At 41.3% G+C, this 23,048-nt stretch carries 21 protein-coding genes, 6 tRNA genes and 1 other RNA gene; 14 read left to right on the forward strand and 14 right to left on the reverse strand.

Features of this window, described 5'->3' with window-relative positions; genetic code table 11:
- Window positions 1–335: 335 nt before the first annotated feature.
- Genes E0H80_RS01660 through sdhC form a run of 4 tightly spaced genes read right to left on the reverse strand, consistent with a single transcriptional unit; the run spans window position 336 to window position 3,735 of the window.
- Window positions 336–1,046, reverse strand: coding sequence for a succinate dehydrogenase iron-sulfur subunit (locus E0H80_RS01660; RefSeq protein ID WP_067863313.1), 711 nt, complete (start codon window positions 1,044–1,046; stop codon window positions 336–338).
- A gap of 14 nt (window positions 1,047–1,060) precedes the next feature.
- Entirely contained in the window at window positions 1,061–2,959 is a 1,899-nt protein-coding gene (locus E0H80_RS01665; protein ID WP_131362561.1) for an FAD-binding protein, read from the reverse strand.
- A 12-nt stretch (window positions 2,960–2,971) separates the two neighbouring features.
- A complete protein-coding gene (gene sdhD, locus E0H80_RS01670; RefSeq protein WP_053579839.1) occupies window positions 2,972–3,337 on the reverse strand; it encodes a succinate dehydrogenase, hydrophobic membrane anchor protein in 366 nt (121 codons plus the stop codon).
- On the reverse strand, window positions 3,337–3,735 hold the full coding sequence (gene sdhC, locus E0H80_RS01675; RefSeq protein WP_131213899.1) for a succinate dehydrogenase, cytochrome b556 subunit: 399 nt from the start codon (window positions 3,733–3,735) through the stop codon (window positions 3,337–3,339). Before sdhC ends, sdhD begins: the two co-directional genes overlap by 1 nt.
- A gap of 1,021 nt (window positions 3,736–4,756) precedes the next feature.
- Between sdhC and gltA the strand changes: the two genes are divergently transcribed.
- Window positions 4,757–6,034, forward strand: coding sequence for a citrate synthase (gene gltA / locus E0H80_RS01680; protein WP_067863306.1), 1,278 nt, complete (start codon window positions 4,757–4,759; stop codon window positions 6,032–6,034).
- A gap of 124 nt (window positions 6,035–6,158) precedes the next feature.
- Here gltA and E0H80_RS01685 read toward each other — a convergent pair whose 3' ends face one another.
- Window positions 6,159–6,644, reverse strand: coding sequence for a type IV secretion protein Rhs (locus tag E0H80_RS01685; RefSeq protein WP_131362563.1), 486 nt, complete (start codon window positions 6,642–6,644; stop codon window positions 6,159–6,161).
- 247 nt (window positions 6,645–6,891) lie between these two features.
- Between E0H80_RS01685 and E0H80_RS01690 the strand changes: the two genes are divergently transcribed.
- Together E0H80_RS01690 and E0H80_RS01695 are read left to right on the forward strand one after the other, a co-directional pair.
- Window positions 6,892–8,517, forward strand: a complete 1,626-nt coding sequence (locus tag E0H80_RS01690; RefSeq protein ID WP_131362565.1) for an NAD+ synthase — start codon at window positions 6,892–6,894, stop codon at window positions 8,515–8,517.
- A complete protein-coding gene (locus tag E0H80_RS01695; RefSeq protein WP_228259930.1) occupies window positions 8,510–9,535 on the forward strand; it encodes a hypothetical protein in 1,026 nt (341 codons plus the stop codon). The genes E0H80_RS01690 and E0H80_RS01695 overlap by 8 nt, the downstream gene beginning before the upstream one ends.
- Window positions 9,536–9,615: 80 nt before the next feature.
- On the opposite strand, the gene E0H80_RS01700 is transcribed toward E0H80_RS01695, so the two are convergent.
- Window positions 9,616–9,692: transfer RNA gene (locus tag E0H80_RS01700), tRNA-Met, on the reverse strand.
- A 178-nt stretch (window positions 9,693–9,870) separates the two neighbouring features.
- Here E0H80_RS01700 and E0H80_RS01705 point away from each other — a divergent pair.
- Window positions 9,871–10,278 carry a hypothetical protein gene (locus tag E0H80_RS01705; RefSeq protein ID WP_171457794.1) on the forward strand — a complete coding sequence of 136 codons (408 nt, stop codon included), beginning with the start codon at window positions 9,871–9,873 and terminating at the stop codon, window positions 10,276–10,278.
- Window positions 10,279–10,344: 66 nt separating this feature from the next.
- Here the strand turns inward: E0H80_RS01705 and E0H80_RS01710 are convergent.
- The 4 genes from E0H80_RS01710 to coaD all read right to left on the reverse strand — a co-directional run bounded on the left by E0H80_RS01710 (window position 10,345) and on the right by coaD (window position 11,659).
- Window positions 10,345–10,421: transfer RNA gene (locus tag E0H80_RS01710), tRNA-Met, on the reverse strand.
- A gap of 72 nt (window positions 10,422–10,493) precedes the next feature.
- Window positions 10,494–10,876: RNase P RNA component class A (gene rnpB / locus E0H80_RS01715), an RNA gene on the reverse strand.
- 26 nt (window positions 10,877–10,902) lie between these two features.
- Entirely contained in the window at window positions 10,903–11,166 is a 264-nt protein-coding gene (locus tag E0H80_RS01720) for a YfhL family 4Fe-4S dicluster ferredoxin (protein ID WP_067863243.1), read from the reverse strand.
- Between the two features lies 1 nt (window position 11,167).
- On the reverse strand, window positions 11,168–11,659 hold the full coding sequence (gene coaD, locus E0H80_RS01725) for a pantetheine-phosphate adenylyltransferase (RefSeq protein WP_067863240.1): 492 nt from the start codon (window positions 11,657–11,659) through the stop codon (window positions 11,168–11,170).
- Window positions 11,660–11,800: 141 nt separating this feature from the next.
- Here coaD and smpB point away from each other — a divergent pair, with 141 nt between their 5' ends.
- Window positions 11,801–12,277: an SsrA-binding protein SmpB gene (gene smpB, locus E0H80_RS01730; RefSeq protein ID WP_067863237.1), complete on the forward strand. Its 477-nt coding sequence runs from the start codon at window positions 11,801–11,803 to the stop codon at window positions 12,275–12,277.
- A gap of 79 nt (window positions 12,278–12,356) precedes the next feature.
- On the opposite strand, the gene E0H80_RS01735 is transcribed toward smpB, so the two are convergent.
- The 3 genes from E0H80_RS01735 to rluD are packed head-to-tail and all read right to left on the reverse strand — an operon-like array spanning window position 12,357 to window position 14,780.
- A complete protein-coding gene (locus E0H80_RS01735) occupies window positions 12,357–12,908 on the reverse strand; it encodes a flavodoxin family protein (RefSeq protein WP_131362569.1) in 552 nt (183 codons plus the stop codon).
- A gap of 39 nt (window positions 12,909–12,947) precedes the next feature.
- Window positions 12,948–13,688 (reverse strand): peptidoglycan editing factor PgeF, encoded by a 741-nt coding sequence (gene pgeF, locus E0H80_RS01740; RefSeq protein ID WP_131362571.1) that lies wholly within the window; start codon window positions 13,686–13,688, stop codon window positions 12,948–12,950.
- Window positions 13,689–13,727: 39 nt separating this feature from the next.
- Window positions 13,728–14,780, reverse strand: coding sequence for a 23S rRNA pseudouridine(1911/1915/1917) synthase RluD (gene rluD, locus E0H80_RS01745; RefSeq protein ID WP_067863228.1), 1,053 nt, complete (start codon window positions 14,778–14,780; stop codon window positions 13,728–13,730).
- A gap of 71 nt (window positions 14,781–14,851) precedes the next feature.
- On the opposite strand from rluD, the gene E0H80_RS01750 reads away from it, so the two are divergent.
- Together E0H80_RS01750 and E0H80_RS01755 are read left to right on the forward strand one after the other, a co-directional pair.
- Entirely contained in the window at window positions 14,852–15,883 is a 1,032-nt protein-coding gene (locus tag E0H80_RS01750; RefSeq protein WP_131362573.1) for an outer membrane protein assembly factor BamD, read from the forward strand.
- A gap of 202 nt (window positions 15,884–16,085) precedes the next feature.
- Window positions 16,086–18,020, forward strand: a complete 1,935-nt coding sequence (locus E0H80_RS01755) for a DNA primase (protein ID WP_131362575.1) — start codon at window positions 16,086–16,088, stop codon at window positions 18,018–18,020.
- Between the two features lie 20 nt (window positions 18,021–18,040).
- Here the strand turns inward: E0H80_RS01755 and hemA are convergent, their stop codons facing one another.
- On the reverse strand, window positions 18,041–19,330 hold the full coding sequence (gene hemA / locus E0H80_RS01760; protein ID WP_131362577.1) for a glutamyl-tRNA reductase: 1,290 nt from the start codon (window positions 19,328–19,330) through the stop codon (window positions 18,041–18,043).
- Between the two features lie 78 nt (window positions 19,331–19,408).
- On the opposite strand from hemA, the gene E0H80_RS01765 reads away from it, so the two are divergent.
- From E0H80_RS01765 to E0H80_RS01795, 7 genes are all read left to right on the forward strand, one after another.
- Window positions 19,409–21,121, forward strand: coding sequence for a tetratricopeptide repeat protein (locus E0H80_RS01765; RefSeq protein WP_131362579.1), 1,713 nt, complete (start codon window positions 19,409–19,411; stop codon window positions 21,119–21,121).
- An 8-nt stretch (window positions 21,122–21,129) separates the two neighbouring features.
- Window positions 21,130–21,711, forward strand: coding sequence for a lipoprotein insertase outer membrane protein LolB (gene lolB, locus E0H80_RS01770; RefSeq protein ID WP_131362581.1), 582 nt, complete (start codon window positions 21,130–21,132; stop codon window positions 21,709–21,711).
- A 22-nt stretch (window positions 21,712–21,733) separates the two neighbouring features.
- Window positions 21,734–22,564 carry a 4-(cytidine 5'-diphospho)-2-C-methyl-D-erythritol kinase gene (gene ispE / locus E0H80_RS01775; RefSeq protein WP_131362583.1) on the forward strand — a complete coding sequence of 277 codons (831 nt, stop codon included), beginning with the start codon at window positions 21,734–21,736 and terminating at the stop codon, window positions 22,562–22,564.
- 1 nt (window position 22,565) lies between these two features.
- Window positions 22,566–22,640: transfer RNA gene (locus E0H80_RS01780), tRNA-Gln, on the forward strand.
- A gap of 27 nt (window positions 22,641–22,667) precedes the next feature.
- Window positions 22,668–22,742: transfer RNA gene (locus E0H80_RS01785), tRNA-Gln, on the forward strand.
- A 42-nt stretch (window positions 22,743–22,784) separates the two neighbouring features.
- Window positions 22,785–22,859 (forward strand) — tRNA-Gln (locus E0H80_RS01790).
- Window positions 22,860–22,950: 91 nt separating this feature from the next.
- Window positions 22,951–23,025, forward strand: a tRNA-Gln gene (locus tag E0H80_RS01795).
- The last annotated feature ends 23 nt before the right edge of the window (window positions 23,026–23,048 follow it).

A 23,048-nucleotide genomic window follows, 5' to 3' on the forward strand; every position in this document is an offset into this window, starting at 1 on the left:
TAGTCCCAAGCCAATCATTCCAATACAACAAAAGAGAGCGCAATCTTTAAACTGGCCCTCTTTGCTTATGTTATAGGATAACATTTTAAGAGCAAATTTGCAGACTGAAGCTGGAGATTGGTGCTTTAATTGTCAATTCGAACAACTTAACTACAATTCAATTTAGCTTTCATGTCATTTAGGCTTAATTTTAAACAATTCCAGTCATTTGACTTTTTACCAATAGCAACCATCCATTCCCATTGCATACATTTTTTGCATAAATCTATAAATCATTATGTTATTTAAAATATAAAAAAGCACACCTTTAGGTGTGCTTTTTTAACAGGTACGGATTAGCCTGCTTGGTCTAACAACATGCTACGGATGTGACCGATCGCTTTAGTTGGATTTAGACCTTTAGGACAAACTGATACACAGTTCATGATGCCTTTACAACGGAACAAGCTGAATGGGTCGTCAAGACGAGCCAAACGATCTTGCGTTGCAGAATCACGAGAGTCAATAATGAAGCGGTATGCATTCAACAATGCTGAAGGACCCAAGAATTTATCCGGGTTCCACCAGAATGATGGGCATGCTGTTGAACAACATGCACAAAGAATACATTCATAAAGACCATTCAAGTGGTCACGCTCTTCAGGAGACTGTAAACGCTCTTTCGCTGGTGCAGGCTGATTGTTAATCAGGAATGGCTGGATTTTATGGAATTGATCGTAGAACTGATTCATGTCTACAACCAAGTCTTTAATCACAGGTAAACCAGGTAAAGGACGGATGGTGATTTCGTTTGGTAAATCGTTAAGATTCCACAAACAAGCCAAACCGTTTTTACCGTTGATGTTTACCCCATCAGAACCACAAATACCTTCACGACATGAACGACGGAACGTTAAAGATTCGTCTTGTATTTTCAACGCAAGAAGAGCGTCAAGCAACATACGATGCTTGTCAGTCAACTCAAGTTTAAACGTTTGCATGTACGGTGCTTTATCCTTGTCAGGATCATAGCGGTAGATATGGAATGTACGGATACCTCTACTCATCTTTATTCTCCTGATTAGAATGTACGTGGTGCTGGTGGAATCGCATCAACCGATACTGGCTTGTAACGGACTGGTTTGTACTCAAGACGATTGTCTGAAGAGAACCATAAAGTATGCTTCATCCATTCATCATCACGACGGCCGTAAGAATAAATTGGGTGATCTGCTGGCAATTCATAATCAACAACAGTATGTGCACCACGACATTCTTTACGAGCAGCAGCCGAAATTAAGGTTGCTTTAGCAACTTCATACAAGTTTTCAACTTCCAAAGCCTCAACACGTGCAGTGTTAAATACTTTAGATTTGTCTTTTAAATGAATGTTGCGAACACGCGGCTCAATCGCAAGAATTTGCTTCACGCCTTCATCAAGTAATGCTTGAGTACGGAATACACCTGCATGGTCTTGAACGATATCACGAATTGCATCAGCAACTTCTTGAGCATTTTCACCCGCAGTTGATTCATCCAAGTGACGCATACGCTTTCTTGTATTTTCAAATACAGTGGTCGGAAGCGGTTGATACTCATCACCATGATGTTTAGTCACGTAATCAATGATGTGTTCGCCGGCAGCCTTACCAAATACAACCAAGTCAAGCAGTGAGTTGGTACCTAAACGGTTTGCACCATGTACAGACACACAAGAACATTCACCAATTGCATAGAAGCCTTTAACAGGTTTTGTATAGTTACGCTCACCACCATTGCTTGAGTAAACGTCACCACTTTTATCATAACCTGCTTCAAAGTTAGTATCCGCAGCACCTTCAGGAACAACAACTTGTCCATGAATATTGGTTGGAATACCACCCATTTGATAATGGATTGTCGGCACTACAGGAATTGGCTCTTTGGTGATGTCGACGTTTGCAAACTTCTTGCCAATCTCAAAGACAGACGGAAGACGCTTCATGATCGTATCAGCACCCAAATGCGTCATATCCAATAAGATATAATCACCTTTAGGACCACAGCCACGACCTTCTTTGATTTCCTGGTCCATAGAACGTGATACGAAGTCACGTGGTGCCAAGTCTTTCAAAGTCGGAGCATAACGTTCCATGAACGGTTCGCCGTCTTTATTACGAAGGATTGCACCTTCACCACGACAACCTTCAGTCAACAATACGCCTGCGCCTGCAACACCCGTTGGGTGGAACTGCCAGAATTCCATATCTTGTAGTGGAATACCAGAACGCGCCGCCATACCAAGACCGTCACCAGTGTTGATATACGCATTGGTAGATGCACGGTAAACACGACCCGCACCACCAGTTGCAAACAATGTCGCTTTTGCTTGGAATACCGCAATATTACCGGTTTCCTGATCAATTGCAGTTACACCGAGTACATCGCCAGCTTCGTTACGAATCAGATCAAGCGCGATCCATTCTACGAAGAATTGTGTACCCATTTTCACGTTGCTTTGATAAAGCGTATGAAGAAGCGCATGACCTGTACGGTCAGCCGCAGCACATGCACGTGGAACCGGTTTTTCACCGTAGTTTGCAGAGTGACCGCCGAATGGACGCTGGTAAATCGTACCGTCTGCGTTACGGTCAAACGGCATACCCATGTGTTCAAGTTCGTAAACAACTTTAGGTGCTTCACGACACATAAATTCAATTGCGTCTTGATCACCTAACCAGTCCGAACCTTTTACCGTGTCATAGAAATGGTAGTGCCAGTTATCTTCCTGCATATTGCCAAGAGATGCACCGATACCACCCTGCGCTGCAACAGTATGCGAACGTGTCGGGAATACTTTGGTCAGGACTGCAACGTTCAAACCTGCTTGAGCAAGCTGATATGAAGCACGCATACCTGAACCACCCCCACCAACGATGACTGCATCAAAAGTGAGGTGTTGAATGTTTGTATAATCTTCTTTAGGGGTTATTGCGCCCATGATATTTTCCTATCAATTCGCCCAAAAAATCTGGATCGCCCAGATTGCATATGCAAATACAGCAATAATGACTGCTGACGTCAACACTAGGCGTAAACCTGAAGCTGAAGGACCCATTTGACGAGTAGTCACATAATCTGTGAATACCTGCCACATGCCGATCCAAGCGTGTGCGACAAGAGATAAGACTGCCAACAAAGATAAAATCTTCATTGGTAATGTCATCATAAAGCCAAACCATTGTTCGTAGTTAAATCCGCCATTGCAGAGAATCCAACCAAATACCACAACAGTATAAACAGCTAATACAACAGCACTAACACGCTGGATAAACCAGTCGCGTGAACCTGAACCCGTAAAACCTGTAGCACTTTTCATTAGAGAACAATCCATACAAATGCTGCGATGATACCAATCGCAGACAAGATCAATGAAATAGTAGCTGCTATACGACCACTTTGCAGTTCCTCGGCAATACCGTTATCTGCAAGTAAATGCTTAACACCCGCAATAAAGTGGAATATTAAACCGGCTACAAATACCCATACGATGAAACGCACAATGAAGCTACCGAAGATTTCTTGCACTTGAGCAAAACCTTCAGCCGAAGACAGGGATTTGTCTAAAAGCCACAAAAGTACCGGTACGAGTAAAAATACGATGACACCAGAAAGACGGTGTAGAATTGATGCAATAGCCACAGGGGATTTTAAGTTTACTTCTAAAACTTGACCCATGGACAAATTGACAGGTCTGTTGCTTTTCACAGCGGGCATCCTGTAAGTAAAAACTCCATCTGGAGTTTGTTGGAATTAATTCGAAGGAAAGCTAGCTTTGTTAGGTATTTGCAATTTGCAGCAATACCTAAACTTAAAACGACAGGGAATTATAAAACGTCAACTATTAAAATACAAACGATCGCATTTACCTTTTCCTCAAAAAAGCAATAAATAAGAATCATTAACATGAATTACCCCCTTAAAGCAGACAAAATAGATCTAACAAAACATAGCTATATAGTTGGTTTTTATTAATTAAAATACTATTCGATTGATCGTTTTTTGTTTGGATAATTAAATAAATATATTTAGACTAAAGATAAACAAATCATCGCGAAAACTTATTATCCCCTTAAATAATGACAATTATCAGAATTACACCCTATATTCACAAAATAAATATATGGTATTTATTTATAAATACATGATAGCAACATCATGAAACGAAATAACCACTTAGTCTGTGTATAACTCCACATTTCACTCTTGTTACGTTTAACTTTTATGCAAAAAGGTGGATTATTTTTATGCAATTGATGAATAAGTGAGCATTCACACCCGATTAAACAAGTTATTTTTTATACAAACGAACGGTTTTTTGCGAAGGATTAATCGCTTTTTATTATGAATAAGAAAGCGACACTTCCCTTTAAAGCAATCTAGGTAAGTTATGGGAATTAGACTAGTTTAGGTATATAAAAAAATTTAAAACCCCAAGACAGCTAGAGTTTTTAGCAACTAAAAATTGCTTAAAATTCCAACAGCATGCATATTTTTTTCTGCAACTTATCTTTATATGACTTATTATACTGCGTCGATACTGATATTTTCCTCATGACTACTGGATTATTTTTTGACCAGCTCCCTGTGAGGGCGTCTCTTTTTATCCATAAGTATAATTGACAAAATTTCAGTACACACTAATCTTATAGCAAATTTTTGATCCATCTGATTCGCGCATTAAAAGATGAGTACTACGAGTCGGATAAAACATTCACCGGGACAGGAGATCTATTGAATGTCTGAAGCAACTGGCAAAAAAGCCGTTTTACAGCTTGATGGCAAAGAAATTGAATTACCAATTTACAGCGGCACATTGGGCCCAGATGTAATCGACGTTAAAGATGTGTTGACTGCAGGTCACTTTACTTTTGATCCTGGTTTTATGGCAACAGCTGCATGTGAATCTAAAATCACATTTATCGATGGCGGTAAAGGTGTTCTTTTACACCGTGGTTACCCGATCGACCAGTTAGCAACTAAAGCAGACTATCTAGAAACTTGCTACTTATTGTTAAACGGCGAACTTCCAACAGCTGAACAGAAAGTAGAATTTGACGCTAAAGTTCGCAACCATACAATGGTTCACGACCAAGTTAGCCGCTTCTTTAATGGTTTCCGTCGTGATGCTCACCCGATGGCAATCATGGTTGGTGTAGTGGGTGCGCTTTCTGCGTTCTATCACAACAACCTAGACATCGAAAATGTTGATCACCGTGAAATTACCGCAATCCGCTTGATTGCTAAAGTTCCTACGCTTGCAGCTTGGAGCTACAAATACACAGTTGGTCAACCGTTTGTTTATCCACGTAACGACTTAAGCTACGCTGAAAACTTCCTGTACATGATGTTTGCTACTCCTGCAGATCGTGATTACAAAGTTGACCCAATTCTTGCGAAAGCAATGGACCGTATCTTCACGCTTCATGCTGATCACGAACAAAATGCCTCTACGTCTACTGTACGTCTAGCGGGTTCTACGGGTGCCAATCCTTACGCGTGTATCGCTGCGGGTATTTCTGCACTTTGGGGTCCTGCTCACGGCGGCGCGAACGAAGCTGTTCTTAAGATGCTTGATGAAATCGGCTCTGTAGAAAACGTTGCTGACTTCATGGAAAAAGTGAAAACTAAAGAAGTTAAACTTATGGGCTTCGGTCACCGAGTTTATAAAAACTTCGATCCACGTGCGAAAGTAATGAAAGAAACTTGTGATGAAGTTCTTGCTGCTCTTGGCATCAAAGATCCACAACTTGCGCTTGCAATGGAACTTGAACGTATTGCGTTGTCTGACGAATACTTCATCAAACGCAACCTATACCCTAACGTAGACTTCTACTCAGGTATCATCCTTAAAGCGATTGGTATCCCGACGTCCATGTTTACTGTAATCTTTGCTCTTGCACGTACAGTGGGCTGGATCAGCCACTGGTTAGAAATGCACAGCGGCCCTTACAAAATCGGTCGTCCACGTCAACTTTACACTGGTGAAGTTCAACGTGACATCCAAGGTCGTTAATTCTTTAAGAATTTAATGATTTAAAAAAACCGCCTCTTTGGGCGGTTTTTTTATGACTCAAAAATACTTTTATTATTCAGAATGTCCTAACGAATCACATCGTTATTTTAAGCTCAGGACAGAATCATGCTTTTTGAGACAGAAACGGAATACAGTCCTCATAGGCCGAACACTCTTGACCCTGTGATTTTTTAATAAAATAGTCTTGCACCATCTGTGCCTGCTGTTCAATACCATACTGCAAAAACAGCTTACCCTGCTCTAAAACATACTGATATTTACGGTCAAATATTGCTTTACGCACTACAGCCAAACCTTGCTGAATTTGCCAGACATGGGTCAGCTCATGAATTAACCATGACTGCTTGGCTAAAGACAGTTTCGAGAAATCTTCGCACCAGTTTTGAGGGTGGAAGTAAATATTGCCGTTGGGACTAATCGCATAATTTTTAATGACCCCGCGATGTGCCACAATTCTAATGGCATTCAGCTGCAAATGCGCACCAAAAACAGACTGCGCAAGTTGTTTTTCACCTTGGGTTAATTTTCGATTCTCAACCTCAAATAACTGATTCAAAGCATGCAGTAGAGGCTTCATAAATAATGTCATTTTATCTGGCAATAATCACATGTTTTTAGTGTTTTTATTCTCTCATTAACGCTGTAGTTTTTTTGTCTAAATTCGGATTTTTTTTTGTTTTTATCTCAATAAATGCTGCAATTCGTATATAGTATCGAATTGCTAATTACTGATTAAACATCTATTTGTTTGTCGTCGCGTACACAGCGTTGAACCAATAGCCATAATAAATCATAACTCTGTGTATATATCCCTATAGGTATAGGATTAAGTTGGAATGAAAAGTTTTAAAATTGCCCTTGCACAATTCTCTCCACATACTGGCAATATCGAAGCAAATGCTCAAAAAATGCTTGACCAGGTAAATGAAGCCAAAAAAGAAAAAGCTGATTTAATTATCTTCCCAGAGCTTTCAACCGTTGGCTATCCTGCGGAAGACTTATTACTTCGCCCTAGCCTCGCTAAACGCACTCAAAAAGCATTTGAGAAACTGAACCAAGTGAAAGACATTGTAATGGTCTTTGGTTTTGTCAATCAAACTGAAGACGGTCACCGCTATAATTCGGCAGCGGTCATGAAAGATGGTCAAGTGCTGGGAATTTATAACAAACAGAACTTGCCAAATTATAGCGTATTTGATGAAAATCGTTATTTCAGCGCAGGACATCAACATCTTGTTTTTGAATATCTCGGACACAAATTCGGTGTTTTGATTTGTGAAGACATTTGGTCACTCAGTACGGTACATCAATTATCTCAGCTGAATGTTGAAACCGCTTTAGTCTTAAATGCTTCACCTTATGAAGTCGGCAAACCGCAACATCGCCTGACCACCATGCGCGAGCTGGCTAAGCAGTTAAATATTAATCTGGTTTATACCAACCAAGTCGGCGGTCAAGATGACCTTATTTTTGATGGCACCAGTTTTGTCATCAATAAAGACGGCAACATTGCTTTACAGGCACCAAGCTTTAAAGAAGATCTTTATTACGCTGAATATGAAGCCGAACAACACGCTTATAAAGTTGGAACACTGACTCCTGCTTTAGATACCATGGCTGAAATTTATCAAGGCCTGGTTTTAGCAACGCGTGATTATATTCAACGTTCCGGTTTTCCGGGTGTGATTCTTGGTTTATCTGGCGGGATTGACTCGGCATTAACCCTTGCAATCGCGGTTGATGCGATCGGTGCAGATAAAGTCCAAGCCGTGATGATGCCGTACACCTACACCGCGCAAATCAGTGTTGAAGATGCTGCCGCACAAGCAAAAAATATGGGCGTGACTTTTGGTATTGCCGAAATCAATCCGATTGTAAACAGCTTCATGCAAACCCTGTACCCTTTCTTTGGTAACAGCCCTGCTGATACGACTGAAGAAAATTTACAGGCACGTGCACGCGGTACCCTGCTAATGGGTCTGTCGAATAAATTTGGCAACCTTGTATTGGCAACCGGTAACAAATCAGAACTTTCTGTAGGTTACTGCACCTTGTATGGCGATATGGTCGGTGGCTATGCGGTTCTTAAAGACGTATATAAAACCATTGTTTTTGAACTGGCCAAATACCGTAACAGCATTTCTGAAACACCTGTGATTCCTGAGCGTGTGATTACCCGTCCACCTTCGGCTGAACTTCGTCCTGATCAAAAAGATCAAGACTCTCTACCTCCTTATGACGTACTTGATGCGATTCTTTATGCTTATATTGAAGAAGATATGAGTCAAGATGACATCATTGCCAAAGGCTTTAAGAAAGAAGTGGTGGAAAAAGTAATTCGTCTGGTCGATCGTAACGAATACAAACGCCGTCAAGCCGCGATTGGTCCACGCATTAGTCCACGCTCATTTGGCCGCGAACGTCGCTATCCGATCGTTAATGGATGGATACCGGGTGCCTAAGCAGGACTTTGCTCAACAGTTTGCTCAAGCGCTTATGCTTGAGCAAACTCGCTTTATCAAAAAACAATTATTAGCAGAACAAAATAATTTATACATCGAACAATTTGTTCATCATCTTTATACCCATTCAGATCAAGTTTCATTAAAACAGTGTATTCAACTTGAATCCTTACAAGATGTGGTTCAAAAATATGCATTTGAATTAAATTTAGGTGCGGAAATTTTAGAGTTTATTGGGATGGTTGCACAAAGAATCCATCATGTTTCCAGCAATAGCCAGACTCAAATTAACCAGCTGCTGTCAGATGAATCTTTTGAATTGTGGCTGTACAAAATACTTGAATTAGACCAGTTGCGTCATTACATCCACAGCAATTTACTGCATGACCCACAAGTAAAGCATGTCAGTTTGCAGTTGGCTAATCAGATTCTGGAAAGCAACACGCCTTGGCTTGATCACCTGCGTAGACTCAATACCCATCAACACGGTCTAGGCTCTAAAATACTCAATTTTATTCAAGACCAGCAACAAAATATTGAACTTAAACTTGAACAGCAACTGGCACAAGCTCTGGTCAAACAACTGGGCAACATCATTTTATTGCCCAATGAAGAACTGGCCGATATTAGCCTGCATTTATGGGATGATATTAAGCAAAGAACGCTTAAAGAAACTTTCTCTCAATTTCAAGCCATCGACTTTGAAGAGTTTTTCATTCTGGTTTATGAAACATGGCGACAGTTGCGACAAGGCGAACATTTACAACAGATGATTTTGGATGTTGTGACCGTTTTTTATAATTATTTCGCCGACTATAACTTACAAGAATTATTGCAGTCTGTTGGACTAGATGAAGATGATTTACATCAGGAAGCGCTGCGTTTCTTGCCGCATACCATTCAGACACTAGAACAGCAAGGTTTATTACACGGGATTCTGGAGCAACTGATCTCGCCTTTTTTTCTAAGCGAAACTACACAGCAATTTATTGAGCAATATATTCAAGATAAATTGTAATTCTTTACTGATATTATATAAGCGTATATTTTCTTGAGCCACAAAAAAAGAGACCACGCTGAGAGCGTGGTCTATAAAAATGGTGGCTATGACGGGACTTGAACCTGTGACCCCCGCATTATGAGTGCGGTGCTCTAACCAACTGAGCTACATAGCCATAAACTGTGTGCGCATTATCTAAATTTCAATGAGTAGCGTCAACCCCTTTATTTTGCAAGTGTTCAGACTTTAAGCAGTTTAAAAAACTTCAGTTAAAATTTATACAAAACCTGCATTTATTCATATTATTTTTCTTATTATCCCAAAAATAAAAATCTTAACAGAGCGAGAAAAATATGAATCACTTTAAATTAATAGCTATAAATCTAATTGCTGTGGTGAGTACAGGCTGTCAACTGATCTCTCCTTTATTTGTGGACTACAATGGCGTACGTGGTGATGTGGCAAGCTGGATCAACAATCAACAACTGCTGAGCATGCAACAAAAGCGCAGTCTTGCACAACTGAGTAAAGCCCAGCAAAAATTGTATCAAATTGAACAAATTCCAGAAGATCAAAAACTGGCAATTGCCAAACAAAACCAGATCGCATTGCATTGTGCCTATCAACAGCTAACTGAACATAAAATTAAACAGTTACAAGCAATGGTATTCGGTCAAGATAAAAAAGACGCTATTTTAAAAAAATATGCCCAAGAATTTCCACAAATTAAACTAGCAGCCAGCGCTATTCAATGTGAATAAATAATTTTATATATAAATTTTAAGCATAAAAAAAGGTCACGCTTATAGAAGCGTGACCTATGAAAATGGTGGCTATGACGGGATTTGAACCTGTGACCCCCGCATTATGAGTGCGATGCTCTAACCAACTGAGCTACATAGCCAAAACTGTGCGCGTATTATCTATTTCCATATGCTATATGTCAAGAAATATCACACAATAATTGTAATATATTTGGTGAAGTGAGCCGATAAGCCGGGTTCTGTCGTGAACGATCATTCCTCTAGGCGCACAATCACTCGTACGCTCAAGCGACCTACCCGAATCCAGCACGGGCCGTGCCTCAGGATTCCTATTTGGTCTTGCTTCTGGTGGGGTTTACCTTGCCGTGAACTGTTACCAGACACGCGGTGCGCTCTTACCGCACCCTTTCACCCTTACCATCTCTCTCGGTCTTCCCGAAGGAAAATTGCAAAGATGGCGGTCTACTCTCTGCTGCACTTGCCGTCGGCTTTCACCGCCCAGGCGTTACCTGGCACCCTGCCCTATGAAGCCCGGACTTTCCTCCCCTGTTTCAATCACGAAGATCTACACAGCAGCGATCGTCTAGCTCACTTCGGGGCGCATCTTATCAAACTTCTGCACTAATTGCTTGTGCTTTTTTGAGCAATCAGTTTTTTATATTTATCCATCAATTGATCTTGGGATTCCACATGCTGTGGGTCTAGCGGAATACAATCGACTGGACAGAATAATTGACACTGTGGTTCATCAAAATGTCCGACACATTCGGTACATAAATCCGGGTGAATTTCATATATGATTTCACCCATAAAAATGGCCTCATTCGGACACACCGGCTCACACACATCACAATTGATGCATTCATCTGTAATATATAAAGACACGCTACCAACCTTGCTGCTGTTTCCGTTTAAAGGCTTCAACCACACCATGCGGTACAAACTGGTTTACATCACCATTTAAACGCGCTATTTCACGTACTAAGGTAGATGAAATAAAAGAATATTGCTCTGAAGGGGTTAAAAACACCGCTTCAAAATTTGAATCAAGTCGACGATTCATATTGGCCAACTGAAATTCGTACTCGAAGTCAGATACTGCACGTAAACCACGCAGCACTGCTGTAGCTTTTTGTTCGCGGAAAAAATTGACCAACAAACCGTCAAAACCGACAAATTCAACATTGGGCAAGTGACTTAAGGATTTCTGCGCCAAATCTACTCGCTCTTCTAAACTAAAGACTGGATTCTTATGATGACCAATGGCAATGGCGACCACCACTTCATCAAACATTTTCGCTGCACGGGACACCAAATCGATGTGGCCATTGGTGATAGGATCGAATGTGCCCGGATAAATGACGCGAGTTTTAGACATCCATTTGTACTCAGTTTATTGTGTAGATGCTTATTTTAACAAAAACTTGTTTTTTTAGTGAAGAATCTCCTTAATTTTGAAAAAACTTCACCTTGCGGCCAGTTTGAGGCAAAATATAGTTAACTTGGGAATATTCGTATTATGTCGAAATCAATCGTAGTTAAAAAAAATACTGGTGGCACTATTGCGCAGAATAAACGCGCGCGTCACGATTATTTTGTTGAAGAGAAGTTTGAAGCTGGTCTTTCATTACAAGGCTGGGAAGTAAAGTCTTTGCGTGCTGGACGTATGACCATTACTGAAAGCTATATTCTTTTTAGAGACAACGAAGCATTCTTGTTTGGCGCACAGATCCAACCGCTGTTGTCGGCTTCTACGCATGTCTCTCCTGAAGCGACCCGTACCCGAAAATTGCTGCTTTCACGTCGTGAACTTGAAAAGTTGATGGGTGCAGTCAATCAAAAAGGCTATTCATGTGTTCCGCTTGCTTGTTACTGGAAAGGTCGGTTAGCCAAAATTGAAATTGCCTTGGTTCGCGGTAAGCAATTACATGATAAGCGTGCTACAGAAAAAGATCGTGACTGGCAACGTGATAAAGCCCGCATCTTCCATAAATAATTTTCTAGAAGTAAAGTTTCTATCCATAAAACAAAAAACCTCCAGCTGGAGGTTTTTTAATATTCACATCAATGTGGGTTTATTTTAGCTTACCCAATAATAAGCCAATATATTCCCCAAACCAGATGGCTGTATCCAAATCGCCCTGTGGCGGAGTGATTTCAACCGGCGCATTATCGGACTGTGTCATTAAACCTAAAAAACTCGACATCCGGTTCAAATCCTGTGTGCTACGTCCGGTAGGCATCATCGGCAAGCCTGTCCACAACATGCCATGCTGCATGGCAAACAAATTGATCTGTTGCAATACAGCCAGCTTATCTCCGCTTAAACCGCCACCATTGGTGAAACCCGCTGCAATTTTGCCTTGCCATGTGCGTGCCAACCAGCGCTTGGAAGACTGCTCCATAAACAACTTCAACGCAGCAGTTAGACTTCCCATATAGGTCGGACAACCGAAAACAATTGCATCCGCCTGATCCAATATATCCCAATCTACATGTTCGATGTCCATGCAGTGCACATAAATGCCTGTTTGCTCAGCACCTTGAGCAATAAAAGAGGCTACTTTTGCAGTATGTCCATAGGGGCTGTGATAAACGATGACAAGTGATTTCGAAGATAAAGGCATATCAATAAAGGCAGTAAATTTTAAGCAAGTTTAACATTTTCACGCCATAAACACGAATGTGGCCATGCGTCCTGTTTTTGCTTCACGGCGATAAGAAAAATATTCTTCCGCTTGCAGGTAACTGCACTGATCCCCACCCAGCACAAGGTCAACACCTTGTTGCTGCAAAATAAATCGTGCAATAGCATATAAATCGGCATAAAACTTGGCGGTTTTTTCACTGTCTTTAAAAGCACTGTCGAGTTCAGGATATTTTGAACAAAAAGCAGATTTAACTTCTTCACCAATTTCAAAACATGGTTGACTAATTGCAGCCCCTAACCATGCCCAAGTCGGCTGACTTTGCATAGTCGCAATAGTATTTTCAACAATACCACCCGCCAACCCTCGCCACCCGGCATGTAGGTTCGCTATTTCCATACCATCCGCATTACCGAGTACGATAGGCAGGCAATCCGCAGTCATCATCATTAACGCATGCTTTTTACGCTGTGTGACTAGCCCATCACCTTCCAGCGCTGTAAAACAAATTTCTTCATTGATGCTATGGCAAATGGTGCTGTGAGTTTGCGTCATCCAGGTGATTTTATCGACCCCGAATTCCGCAAACTCTTGCAGTAATGCCATACGATGCTGTTGTACACGCTTTGCATCATCATGAACATGAAGTGCCAAGTTAAATCCTGCAAGTTCAGGTTGAGCAGAAGGTTGAGTTTTTTGATGCTGCACTCGTGTCTGCCCAACAAATATGCCTTTGGGAAGCCCTTGAACAAATTGCATGTCTCTTTCCTTATGATTCATAGCGCGCGATAAAACAACTTAGTAGGCTTTGTTTTCGCTACGTAACACTTCAACCAGTTGAGTGAAGTCATCTGCCCATGGTGCTTCAAACATCATTTCTTCACCTGAACGTGGATGAACCAGGCCAAGTTTAGATGCATGTAAGGCCTGGCGTTTAAAGCCACGCAAAGTGTCACTCAGCAATTCTGATGCGCCTGCTGGAACACGGATACGGCTCATATACACCGGATCCCCGACCAAACCAAAGCCCAAATAACTAAAATGAACACGAATTTGATGGGTACGACCGGTTTCCAAACGCGCTTGAACACGGGTGAAATGCTGGAAACGCTCTTTCACGTTGTAATGGGTGACCGCATCTTTCCCGCCCGGCAAAATGGCCATTTTCACGCGATCCACCGGATGACGTTTAATCGGCTCATCAATGGTGCCACCGGCAATAATTTTGCCGTACACCACCAGATCGTAAACACGATAGACGCTTTTCTTCGCCAACTGCTTGCTTAGGGAAAATTGAGATTCCAGATTTTTCGCAACCACCAGCAAACCGCTGGTGTCTTTATCAATACGGTGTACCAGACCGGCACGGGTTAACTCAGCCGATTTGGGATAGTGATGCAACAAGGCATTTACCAAGGTACCCGAGCTGTTACCCGCACCTGGATGAACGACCATGCCTACCGGTTTATTAATGACAATAATATCGTCATCTTCATACACAATATTTAATGGAATATCTTCAGGCAAGCTTTTGGTTTGAACTTCCAGCTCAACATTGAGGGTTAAAAGCTCATCACCTTCACATTTATACTTGGGTTTAACAGTGTTACCATTTACCAACAAATGGCCATCTTTCAGCCACTGCTTCAGTTTTTCACGGGAAAAATCGTTCCAGACTACCGCTGCAACCTGGTCGATACGCTGCCCTAAATAGCTTTCATCCAATTGAAATTGCAACGATAAACGTGTTGCAGTTGAGTCTGAAGTATGTTTATCTGCATCCTCAGAATCTTCAAGTAAATTGAAATCAGTTTCAGGGAAATTAGAATTAGAAGATTGTGCTTGACTCATTTGCTCATTCAGACAAAAGTGGTTTAATAGTGCAATTGTAGCTCATTGCCCGTATTAACAGAGGAATTTTTATGTCGTTACCACGTTATAAAATGACAATGCTTGCTTTATCTTTAGGCGTTGCGTCGGCAATAGCGGGCTGTAGCAGTAATCCAAAGAAAGATGTTGTGGACACAGGACCACAATCTAGCGAGCAAGTTTATATTCAAAAAGCTGAAAAAGCTCTTGAACGTGGTCAATATACTGACGCAGCTAAGCATCTTGAAGCCTTAGATACCTATTATCCTACAGGTGACTATGCGCAACAGGCACAATTAGAATTGTTGTACGTTAAATTTCAACAAAAAGATTATGAAGGTGCAATTGCCCTTGCCGAACGTTTTATTCGTTTGAATCCACAGCATCCAAATGTGGATTATGCCTACTATGTTCGTGGCGTAGCAAATATGGAACAAAACTATGATGGTCTATTACGCTATACCTCATTAAAGCAGGCCCATCGTGATGTCAGCTATTTAAAAGTGGCTTATCAGAACTTTGTCGATTTCATTCGTCGCTTCCCATCTAGCAGCTATGCCGTCGATGCAGCACAACGTATGAAGTTTATTGGTACCGAGTTGGCTGAAGCCGAGATGAATGCAGCGCGTTTTAATATCAAACGTAAGGCATGGTTAGCTGCTGTTGAACGTTCTCAATGGGTGGTGGAACACTATCCACAAACCCCTCAAGTGCCTGAAGCCTTGGCGACGATTGCCTATGGATATGACAAATTAGGTGACAAGCAAACTTCACAACAATATATTGAAGTGTTAAAGCTGAATTATCCAAACCTCGTTAAAGCCGATGGCAGTGTGAATCTGCGTGCTGCACGCAGTGAAGGTAGCTGGATTAACCGCGCAACTTTAGGTGTATTTGGACGTGAAGCGCAGAATTCAACAGAAGTAGAGCAACAACAAAACTCTGAAGATGGCGAAAAACGCAGTATGACCAATCGTTTAAGTTTTGGTTTGTTAGATCGACCAAAAACTGAAAGCACTATTCCTGCACCGACACAGGAAATGATTAAAGAGCCGACTACAGAAGAAGCGCCAGCAACCAAATAAGCTGAGCTTATTAGTCGCATTTTCATGAAGGGCAAGTTATCATACTTGCCCTTTTGTTATTTTAACCGATCATATTGATCATTGTGCGCAAAAGGTATACAAATTAACTTTTAATAACTGCTGCACTTTTAACTTAGCTAACTTCTGACAGCCTATTTGTCAGCCATTTTTAATAGATAGATCACAACCCGATTGCATACGTATGGCTATTCCTCAACACACGATTGATCAAATACTAGATCGCACAGATATTGTCGATCTGATTGGTCAACGCGTGAAACTTAAGAAAACTGGTCGCACCTATTCAGGCTGCTGCCCTTTTCATCAGGAAAAATCGCCATCGTTCCATGTGTATCGGGATAAACAGTATTTTCATTGTTTTGGTTGTCAGGCTAACGGTAATGCCATTCGCTTTTTAATGGATATCGACGGTCGTAATTTTGTCGATGTAATGAAGGATCTGTCGAGCCGAAGTGGCATAGAGCTGCCCAAGGACAATCAAGATTCAAATAAAATCAAATACAAACGTGAAGCAGCCAAGCCGCAGCCTGTGGCAAAAAAAATTGAACAGCATACTCAAAAGGCTTCGGCAAATTTACAACAGAATTCTAATAATCCGACACCGGTCACGCTTGATCATGACCCTTTTGCAGAATTTCAAATGCAAGAGGACACATTCTATGGCAATGATCCGTTTGCAGCGTTTGAGCAAACTACCGCACAATTTGAAGATATTACTGAAGACGGTAACTTATACGATTTATTGGAAAATATTGCGCTGTATTATGAACAACAATTACCGCATAGCCAGACTGCACAGCAATATTTCAAACAACGAGGTTTAAGCGCTGAAACCATTGCCTATTGGCGTTTAGGTTATGCACCCGAAGACTGGCAGCATCTGGAAAAAGCCTTCCCTTATGATATTGAAGGTTTAAGACAACTGGGCTTAATCCGTACCAGTGACAAAGGGCGAGATTTTGACCTGCTGCGTGATCGGGTCATTTTTCCGATTCGTGATTCCAAAGGTCGTGTGGTTGGTTTTGGCGGTCGTGCTTTAAATGACGAAATCAAACCCAAGTACATCAACTCCCCCGACTCTGAAGTGTTTCATAAAAACCAGTTGCTATATGGCTTATATGAAGGCCGCAAGCAAAAAGCCCAAGACTGGCTGATGGTTGAAGGCTACATGGACGTTATTGCCTTACAGCAATATGGTGTTTTTGGTGCTGTAGCGACGCTAGGTACGGCCAGCAATACCGACCACCTGAATATTCTCTTTAAGCAAAATAATCGCATTACGGTAGCTTTTGATGGCGATGCTGCTGGTCAAAAAGCGGCGCGTCGTACTTTAGAAATTGCTTTACCATTACTGAATGACGGTCGTGAACTCAAGTTCTTCGTACTGCCGAATGACCACGATCCGGATTCACTCATTCGCCGTGAAGGCTTAGAAAACTTTCAACGCATGTTGCAAGCCGCGCCTTTATTATCCGAGTTTATTTTTGCCCATTTAACTCAAAACTATAACAGCACATCGCCTGAAGGTAAAAGTCAGGTCATGGGGGAACTCAAACAGCTCACTGAACTGTTACCAAAACATGGTTCTTACCGTTATTTATTACAGCAATATTTCCGTGAAAAGCTCGGTTATAGCCGTAAATGGCAACCGCAAGTTAACAATGATGCGTCCTTAAGCTTTAGTACCAAAATTGATGCGAAAGAATATGTGCTTGCAATTTTGATGAATCACCCCTATTTGTATATTCATTTTGAACCGCTGAGTGCTTTAATTTCACAAGAGCAATTGCTGTCTAAAATTTTGAATATCTTTAATGTGATTTTTGATGATTTGCCGGATGATCCTGAATTATCGCAATATTATGTCTTGGGTGCCTGTGCAGCGTACCACCATGAATTACAGCATATTTTACAAAATGCGAATGTCAGCGATTACACTTCATCACCAGAGCAAGCAGATAAGCTTGCAGCGGATTTATCAACAAAATTACAGTATGAATATCTAACGAAAAAGATGAAATCAAAAAAATTTAGCAGCATTGCAGAAATGAAGAATCTAAAACTGCGCATTTCTGAGATTGCAAAAAAAAGAGCACTGACCTTAATTGACGAATAATCAAACGCTAAAAAAATCCCTTATTTTTCTTGTTTTGTTTTACGACGCTTCGCAAAAATCTCATTCAAATCATCACGCATCCATTCAAAACAACTTGGATCTTCAGACTTCGCTGCTTGACGCAACAATATAGAGGTCGGATGGAGTAATTTCTGAGTTAAGCGATGTGAAAATTCTTGCAGCACCTGCTCGGCATTTTCACCCGCTGCAATTCGGCTCATTGCTAGAGCCAACTCTTCTTGTCTTAAGATTTCGCCTTGTTCACGATAGGCATGAATCGTACTGCCCGCTTTGTTGATTTTTTGCTGGGTGAGCAACTCTGTGGCCAACTGAGTGACCATGACTTCTGCTTCAACAGCCGCTTGGCGACGTTGGGCCAGATTATCATCAATGACACTTTGCAAATCATCGACGCCATATAAATACACGCCATCCAATGATTCAACTTTGGGGTCGATATCACGCGGAACCGCTAAATCCACCAACAGCATTTGTTGATAGCGACGTTTTTTTAATGCAGTTTTAACATCCTGATACGCGATGACCTGATGCAAACTTCCGGTACAGCTTGAAATGACATCTGCGCGATATAAATTTGCAGCCAACTCGGAAAAATCGATAATTTCCACATCCACACGATGGGCAATTTCTTGCGCCAAAGTTTCAGCGCGGGCACGAGTCCGATTACAAATCAGCACTTTCCCCACGCCCATTTCAGCTAAATGTTTCGCCACCAAGCTATTCATTTCACCTGCAGCAACCACCATTACAGTCAGTTTTTCAGGTTTGCTAAAGACTTGAAGTGCCAACTGGGCAACCGCATAACCCATGGAAACCGCATGGCTACCGACCGCAGTTTCCGAGCGAACACGCTTGGCTGCGTAAAAAGCATATTCAAAAATTCGGTTTAAATTTGGAGAAACGGTATGGGCATCTTTCGCCAGAGAAAGCGCGGACTTCACTTGTCCCAAAATTTGCGGTTCACCCAGCATCAAGGAGTCAAGACCACTGGCAACCCGCATCAGATGCGTTACAGCCTGCGCATTTTCATAACGATAAATATGATTTAATAATTGTTTAGGATCTAGGCCATTTGTCTGGGCGAGCCAATTCATTACCATATCTGCATTTTCAGACATGGCATAAACTTCAGTTCGGTTACATGTAGAAACCACAACCATATCATTCAAGTCATGGTTTTGGCTTTGCTCGGCAAGCAATTGCGTTAACTTTTCCGGGTTAAAGGCAATCTGTTCACGCAGTTCTACAGAAGCGGTTTGATGATTGACACCCAGTGCAAAGAAAGACATATCAGATCATCATTTCGCTAAATTTATGCTATTGTGCAATATTGGTGTCATAAAAAGCATTACTTGGATCAAGAAAAATTGCGTCAAACAAATAGCCGAATAAACGGCGCGACAATTAAGCAATATTCTACCACATTCTTACTTGTGGGTAGCATGGCTTCGAGTGTTCATATTAGAGCATCCGGAGAAATTTATCATGCCAATTCAAACTATAATGCCATAAAACAAAGCATGATTGCTGAATTTGCACTGGCCTATCATGACATTCCAACAGCATTGCATAACTACACCGTGCTTGCAATTAAAAGCAGTTCGACCACGGTTAAACAGCGCGCTTTAAATGTTGCACTGGAACAAAATGACCTTAAAGCCGCACTCGATATTGCAACGCATTGGGTGGTTCAGGAACCTACAGATGTTCCGGCTTTATTTTATCTTTCACATATTGCCCTGAAATCGCATGAGTATGAACTGGCATCTGAAACACTAGATAAAATTTTAAATATTGATCCCGATGCCGACCTGGAAAAAATCCTGGTTGGCATTGTGCCAGAAGAACCGGAAGATCGAGAAGTTCTACTGGAGGCGTTAAGCAAAAGTAAAGAACGCAACAACCCCTCTGTCCTGGTATTAATTTCAGGCTTGGAAGCGCAAAATGGACAGTTAGAGCAAGCGCTTATTACAGTTAATCGTGCGCTTAAAAAACGCCCTAAAGTGACTGGCTTTATTTTAATGAAAGCTAATCTACTCAGTGCCTTAGGTGATGAAGAAGTAACCCTAAAATGGTATGACAGATCCAGTCGTAAACATAAATCCAATTTAGAAGTTCGCTTGGCTGAAATTAAATATTTGATTAAAATTAATAAATCTGCACAAGCACTGGATAAACTCGAAACCATTCTTAAGAAATGGCCGCATGAGGAAGAAGCCCTTTTCATTGCCGGCTTAACCAGTATCGATTTAGAAGAATATGAAAAGGCGGAAAAGTTTTTAGTTGAGCTTCGATATTCCAATCAATATCAAAATGAAGCCTATTATTATCTGGCGGTAAATGCAGAAAGAAAACAACATTTTGAAACTGCAAAAGCCTATTACCGTTTGGTGGATGGCAGTCTTTATACCGTTTCACGCCGCAACATGATTAATATTTTTTCAGAGCAAAAACAGCTTACTGACGCGCTACGGTTTTTAACCCAAGAACGCGTCAACTACCCTCAACATGCCAGTTTCCTCTATCAGGCTCAGGCCGATATTCTAAAACGTATGGACAATAAAAAAGCAGCCATGCGACTGCTCGATGAAGCTATCAAAAATATACCGGATGACCCTGAACTGATCTATTCAGAAGTGCTACTGCTTGACGCGTATCAAGAGCAAGATAAGCTTGATAAATTATTGAAAAAATTACTGGAAATTGAGCCAAACAGCCCAACCTATCTGAATGCTTATGCCTACACATTAGCGCTGCAAAACAGACGTTTGGATGAAGCCAGACAATATGTTGAACATGCCTTGGAGTTTGCACCAGAACAAGCGTCTATTTTGGATACGCTCGGCTATATCACTTTTTTACAGAATGACTTTAAAACCTCTGCGCTGGTTTTAGAAAAAGCGTATGAGATGAGTCAAAATGCCAAAATTGGAGTGCGCTATGCAAAAGCTTTGTATATGCAAGGCGATCTGACAAAATTTAATCTTGTGTTACAACAATTACAAAAAAAACACCCCAATGATCCTCAATTAGAACAACTGAAATCGTTATTGTTACCGCCAAACCTGAAAAAGAGTTAATGATCTTTATGCGTATTTTTTCCAAATTCAGCTTAACCCTGATCGCCACAAGCACCCTAGTCCTGACAGGTTGCCAACAATATACGCAGCCTCAAGCTCCGAACGTCTCGCAAATACCCGAAGCAACAAATAATTTCAGCCTGCAAGGTAAAATTGGGGTAAAAACACCGGCACAATCTGGTAGTGCATTTTTCACCTGGGTACAACAGCAGAATGAATTTGACATCGAGTTAAGCGGAATTTTAGGTGTAGGCAAAACCCAGATTTCAGGCACCCCAGGTCAAGTCACCTTAAACAGTGCCAAAACTGGGCTGATTAAAGCTGCAACAGCAGAAGAATTACTGCAACGCGCAACCGGTTGGCAAGCACCGATTACCCATTTAGTCGACTGGGTTCAAGCCAAACCTGCAACTACGCAAGCAAAAATCAGTAAGGATGAAAGCAATCGTCCCATCCAGTTTCTGGAAGATGGCTGGACTGTTGATTTAAGTTATAATGATCAGGCGCAATTGCCGAATAAATTAATTTTAAAGCAAGCACTTGAATCGGGTCAGGAAAACCGTATTACAATGGTCATTCAAAATCGTTAAATCTGCAAAAGTTAAAAATTCTATGATTCGTGTGCCCTCTCCTGCCAAGCTCAATCTTTTTTTGCATATCACCGGTCGTCGTAACAATGGCTATCATGAATTGCAAACTATTTTCCAGCTGATTGATTTAGCCGACTGGTTGGAATTCACCCCAACAGATGATCTAACCATTTCAATTAATGGTTTGAGTAGTGTGGATTTAGAGCAAAACCTGATCTATAAAGCCACTCAAATTTTAAACCCTTATGCTAAACAGCCCACAGGTTTAAAAATCGCTATTGAGAAAAATATTCCGATGGGTGCAGGACTCGGAGGGGGCTCTTCCAATGCTGCCACCACCCTGATTGTGCTAAACCAATTGTGGCAGTGTGGTCTAAATATTACACAATTGGCTGAACTCGGGCTAAAACTCGGTGCAGACGTTCCTATTTTTGTACATGGTCGCAATGCATGGGCAGAAGGCATTGGTGAACACTTAACATTCATAGACTTAGATCAAAAACAATACATTGTGTTAAAACCTGACTGTTTTATCAGCACTCAACTGCTTTTTTCACAAAAAACGTTGACAAGAGACACGAAGCCTACTAAATTTTGCGCCTATCAGTTAACGCCATTTAACTTTGGAAATAACTTTGAGCCTTTGGCCAGAAGCCTATATCCTGAAGTGAATGAAGCAATGCAGTATTTAGACCAGTTCGGTATTGCAAAACTTACAGGTACAGGTGCTTGTGTTTTTACTGAAGTAACTCCTGATATGAATATTGATGAGATTTTGGCTCATTCACCTGGTAAAGCTTACTTGGTCAATAGTTTAAATGAATCACCATTACGTCATTTCAAGGTTATATGATAGGGGTATCGCCAAGTGGTAAGGCACCGGGTTTTGATCTCGGCATCCGTTGGTTCGAATCCAGCTACCCCTGCCATTTATTTCATCTGTAGATTGCTGTATTAGGGGCGTCGCCAAGTGGTAAGGCACCGGGTTTTGATCTCGGCATCCGTTGGTTCGAATCCAGCCGCCCCTACCATTTAAACCCAGCGTTTAAATCAAAATTACAGTAATCAAATTTAGGGGTATCGCCAAGTGGTAAGGCACCGGGTTTTGATCTCGGCATCCGTTGGTTCGAATCCAGCTACCCCTGCCATTTTCTCAAAAAAGATAGAATAGAGTTTGCAAGTTCATTTGTTAATTTACCTTGACATAGACCCGCAAAAATATTAAAGTTCTGCCGCATTAGGGGTATCGCCAAGTGGTAAGGCACCGGGTTTTGATCTCGGCATCCGTTGGTTCGAATCCAGCTACCCCTGCCATCTATTCTCAAACATTCCAACCG

Origin of the sequence: Acinetobacter sp. ANC 4779 (genome assembly GCF_004331055.1) — a bacterium.
In the GTDB taxonomy this organism is placed as follows: Bacteria; Pseudomonadota; Gammaproteobacteria; order Pseudomonadales; family Moraxellaceae; genus Acinetobacter.

What these genes read in the sequence shown, in the direction of transcription:
- E0H80_RS01660 (WP_067863313.1), bottom strand. Translation starts at nt 1,046, where the DNA reads ATGAGTAGAGGTATCCGTACATTCCATATCTACCGCTATGATCCTGAC.
- E0H80_RS01665 (WP_131362561.1), bottom strand. Translation starts at nt 2,959, where the DNA reads ATGGGCGCAATAACCCCTAAAGAAGATTATACAAACATTCAACACCTC.
- sdhD (WP_053579839.1), bottom strand. Translation starts at nt 3,337, where the DNA reads ATGAAAAGTGCTACAGGTTTTACGGGTTCAGGTTCACGCGACTGGTTT.
- sdhC (WP_131213899.1), bottom strand. Translation starts at nt 3,735, where the DNA reads ATGCCCGCTGTGAAAAGCAACAGACCTGTCAATTTGTCCATGGGTCAA.
- gltA (WP_067863306.1), top strand. Translation starts at nt 4,757, where the DNA reads ATGTCTGAAGCAACTGGCAAAAAAGCCGTTTTACAGCTTGATGGCAAA.
- E0H80_RS01685 (WP_131362563.1), bottom strand. Translation starts at nt 6,644, where the DNA reads ATGACATTATTTATGAAGCCTCTACTGCATGCTTTGAATCAGTTATTT.
- E0H80_RS01690 (WP_131362565.1), top strand. Translation starts at nt 6,892, where the DNA reads ATGAAAAGTTTTAAAATTGCCCTTGCACAATTCTCTCCACATACTGGC.
- E0H80_RS01705 (WP_171457794.1), top strand. Translation starts at nt 9,871, where the DNA reads ATGAATCACTTTAAATTAATAGCTATAAATCTAATTGCTGTGGTGAGT.
- coaD (WP_067863240.1), bottom strand. Translation starts at nt 11,659, where the DNA reads ATGTCTAAAACTCGCGTCATTTATCCGGGCACATTCGATCCTATCACC.
- smpB (WP_067863237.1), top strand. Translation starts at nt 11,801, where the DNA reads ATGTCGAAATCAATCGTAGTTAAAAAAAATACTGGTGGCACTATTGCG.
- E0H80_RS01735 (WP_131362569.1), bottom strand. Translation starts at nt 12,908, where the DNA reads ATGCCTTTATCTTCGAAATCACTTGTCATCGTTTATCACAGCCCCTAT.
- pgeF (WP_131362571.1), bottom strand. Translation starts at nt 13,688, where the DNA reads ATGCAATTTGTTCAAGGGCTTCCCAAAGGCATATTTGTTGGGCAGACA.
- rluD (WP_067863228.1), bottom strand. Translation starts at nt 14,780, where the DNA reads ATGAGTCAAGCACAATCTTCTAATTCTAATTTCCCTGAAACTGATTTC.
- E0H80_RS01750 (WP_131362573.1), top strand. Translation starts at nt 14,852, where the DNA reads ATGTCGTTACCACGTTATAAAATGACAATGCTTGCTTTATCTTTAGGC.
- E0H80_RS01755 (WP_131362575.1), top strand. Translation starts at nt 16,086, where the DNA reads ATGGCTATTCCTCAACACACGATTGATCAAATACTAGATCGCACAGAT.
- hemA (WP_131362577.1), bottom strand. Translation starts at nt 19,330, where the DNA reads ATGTCTTTCTTTGCACTGGGTGTCAATCATCAAACCGCTTCTGTAGAA.
- lolB (WP_131362581.1), top strand. Translation starts at nt 21,130, where the DNA reads ATGCGTATTTTTTCCAAATTCAGCTTAACCCTGATCGCCACAAGCACC.
- ispE (WP_131362583.1), top strand. Translation starts at nt 21,734, where the DNA reads ATGATTCGTGTGCCCTCTCCTGCCAAGCTCAATCTTTTTTTGCATATC.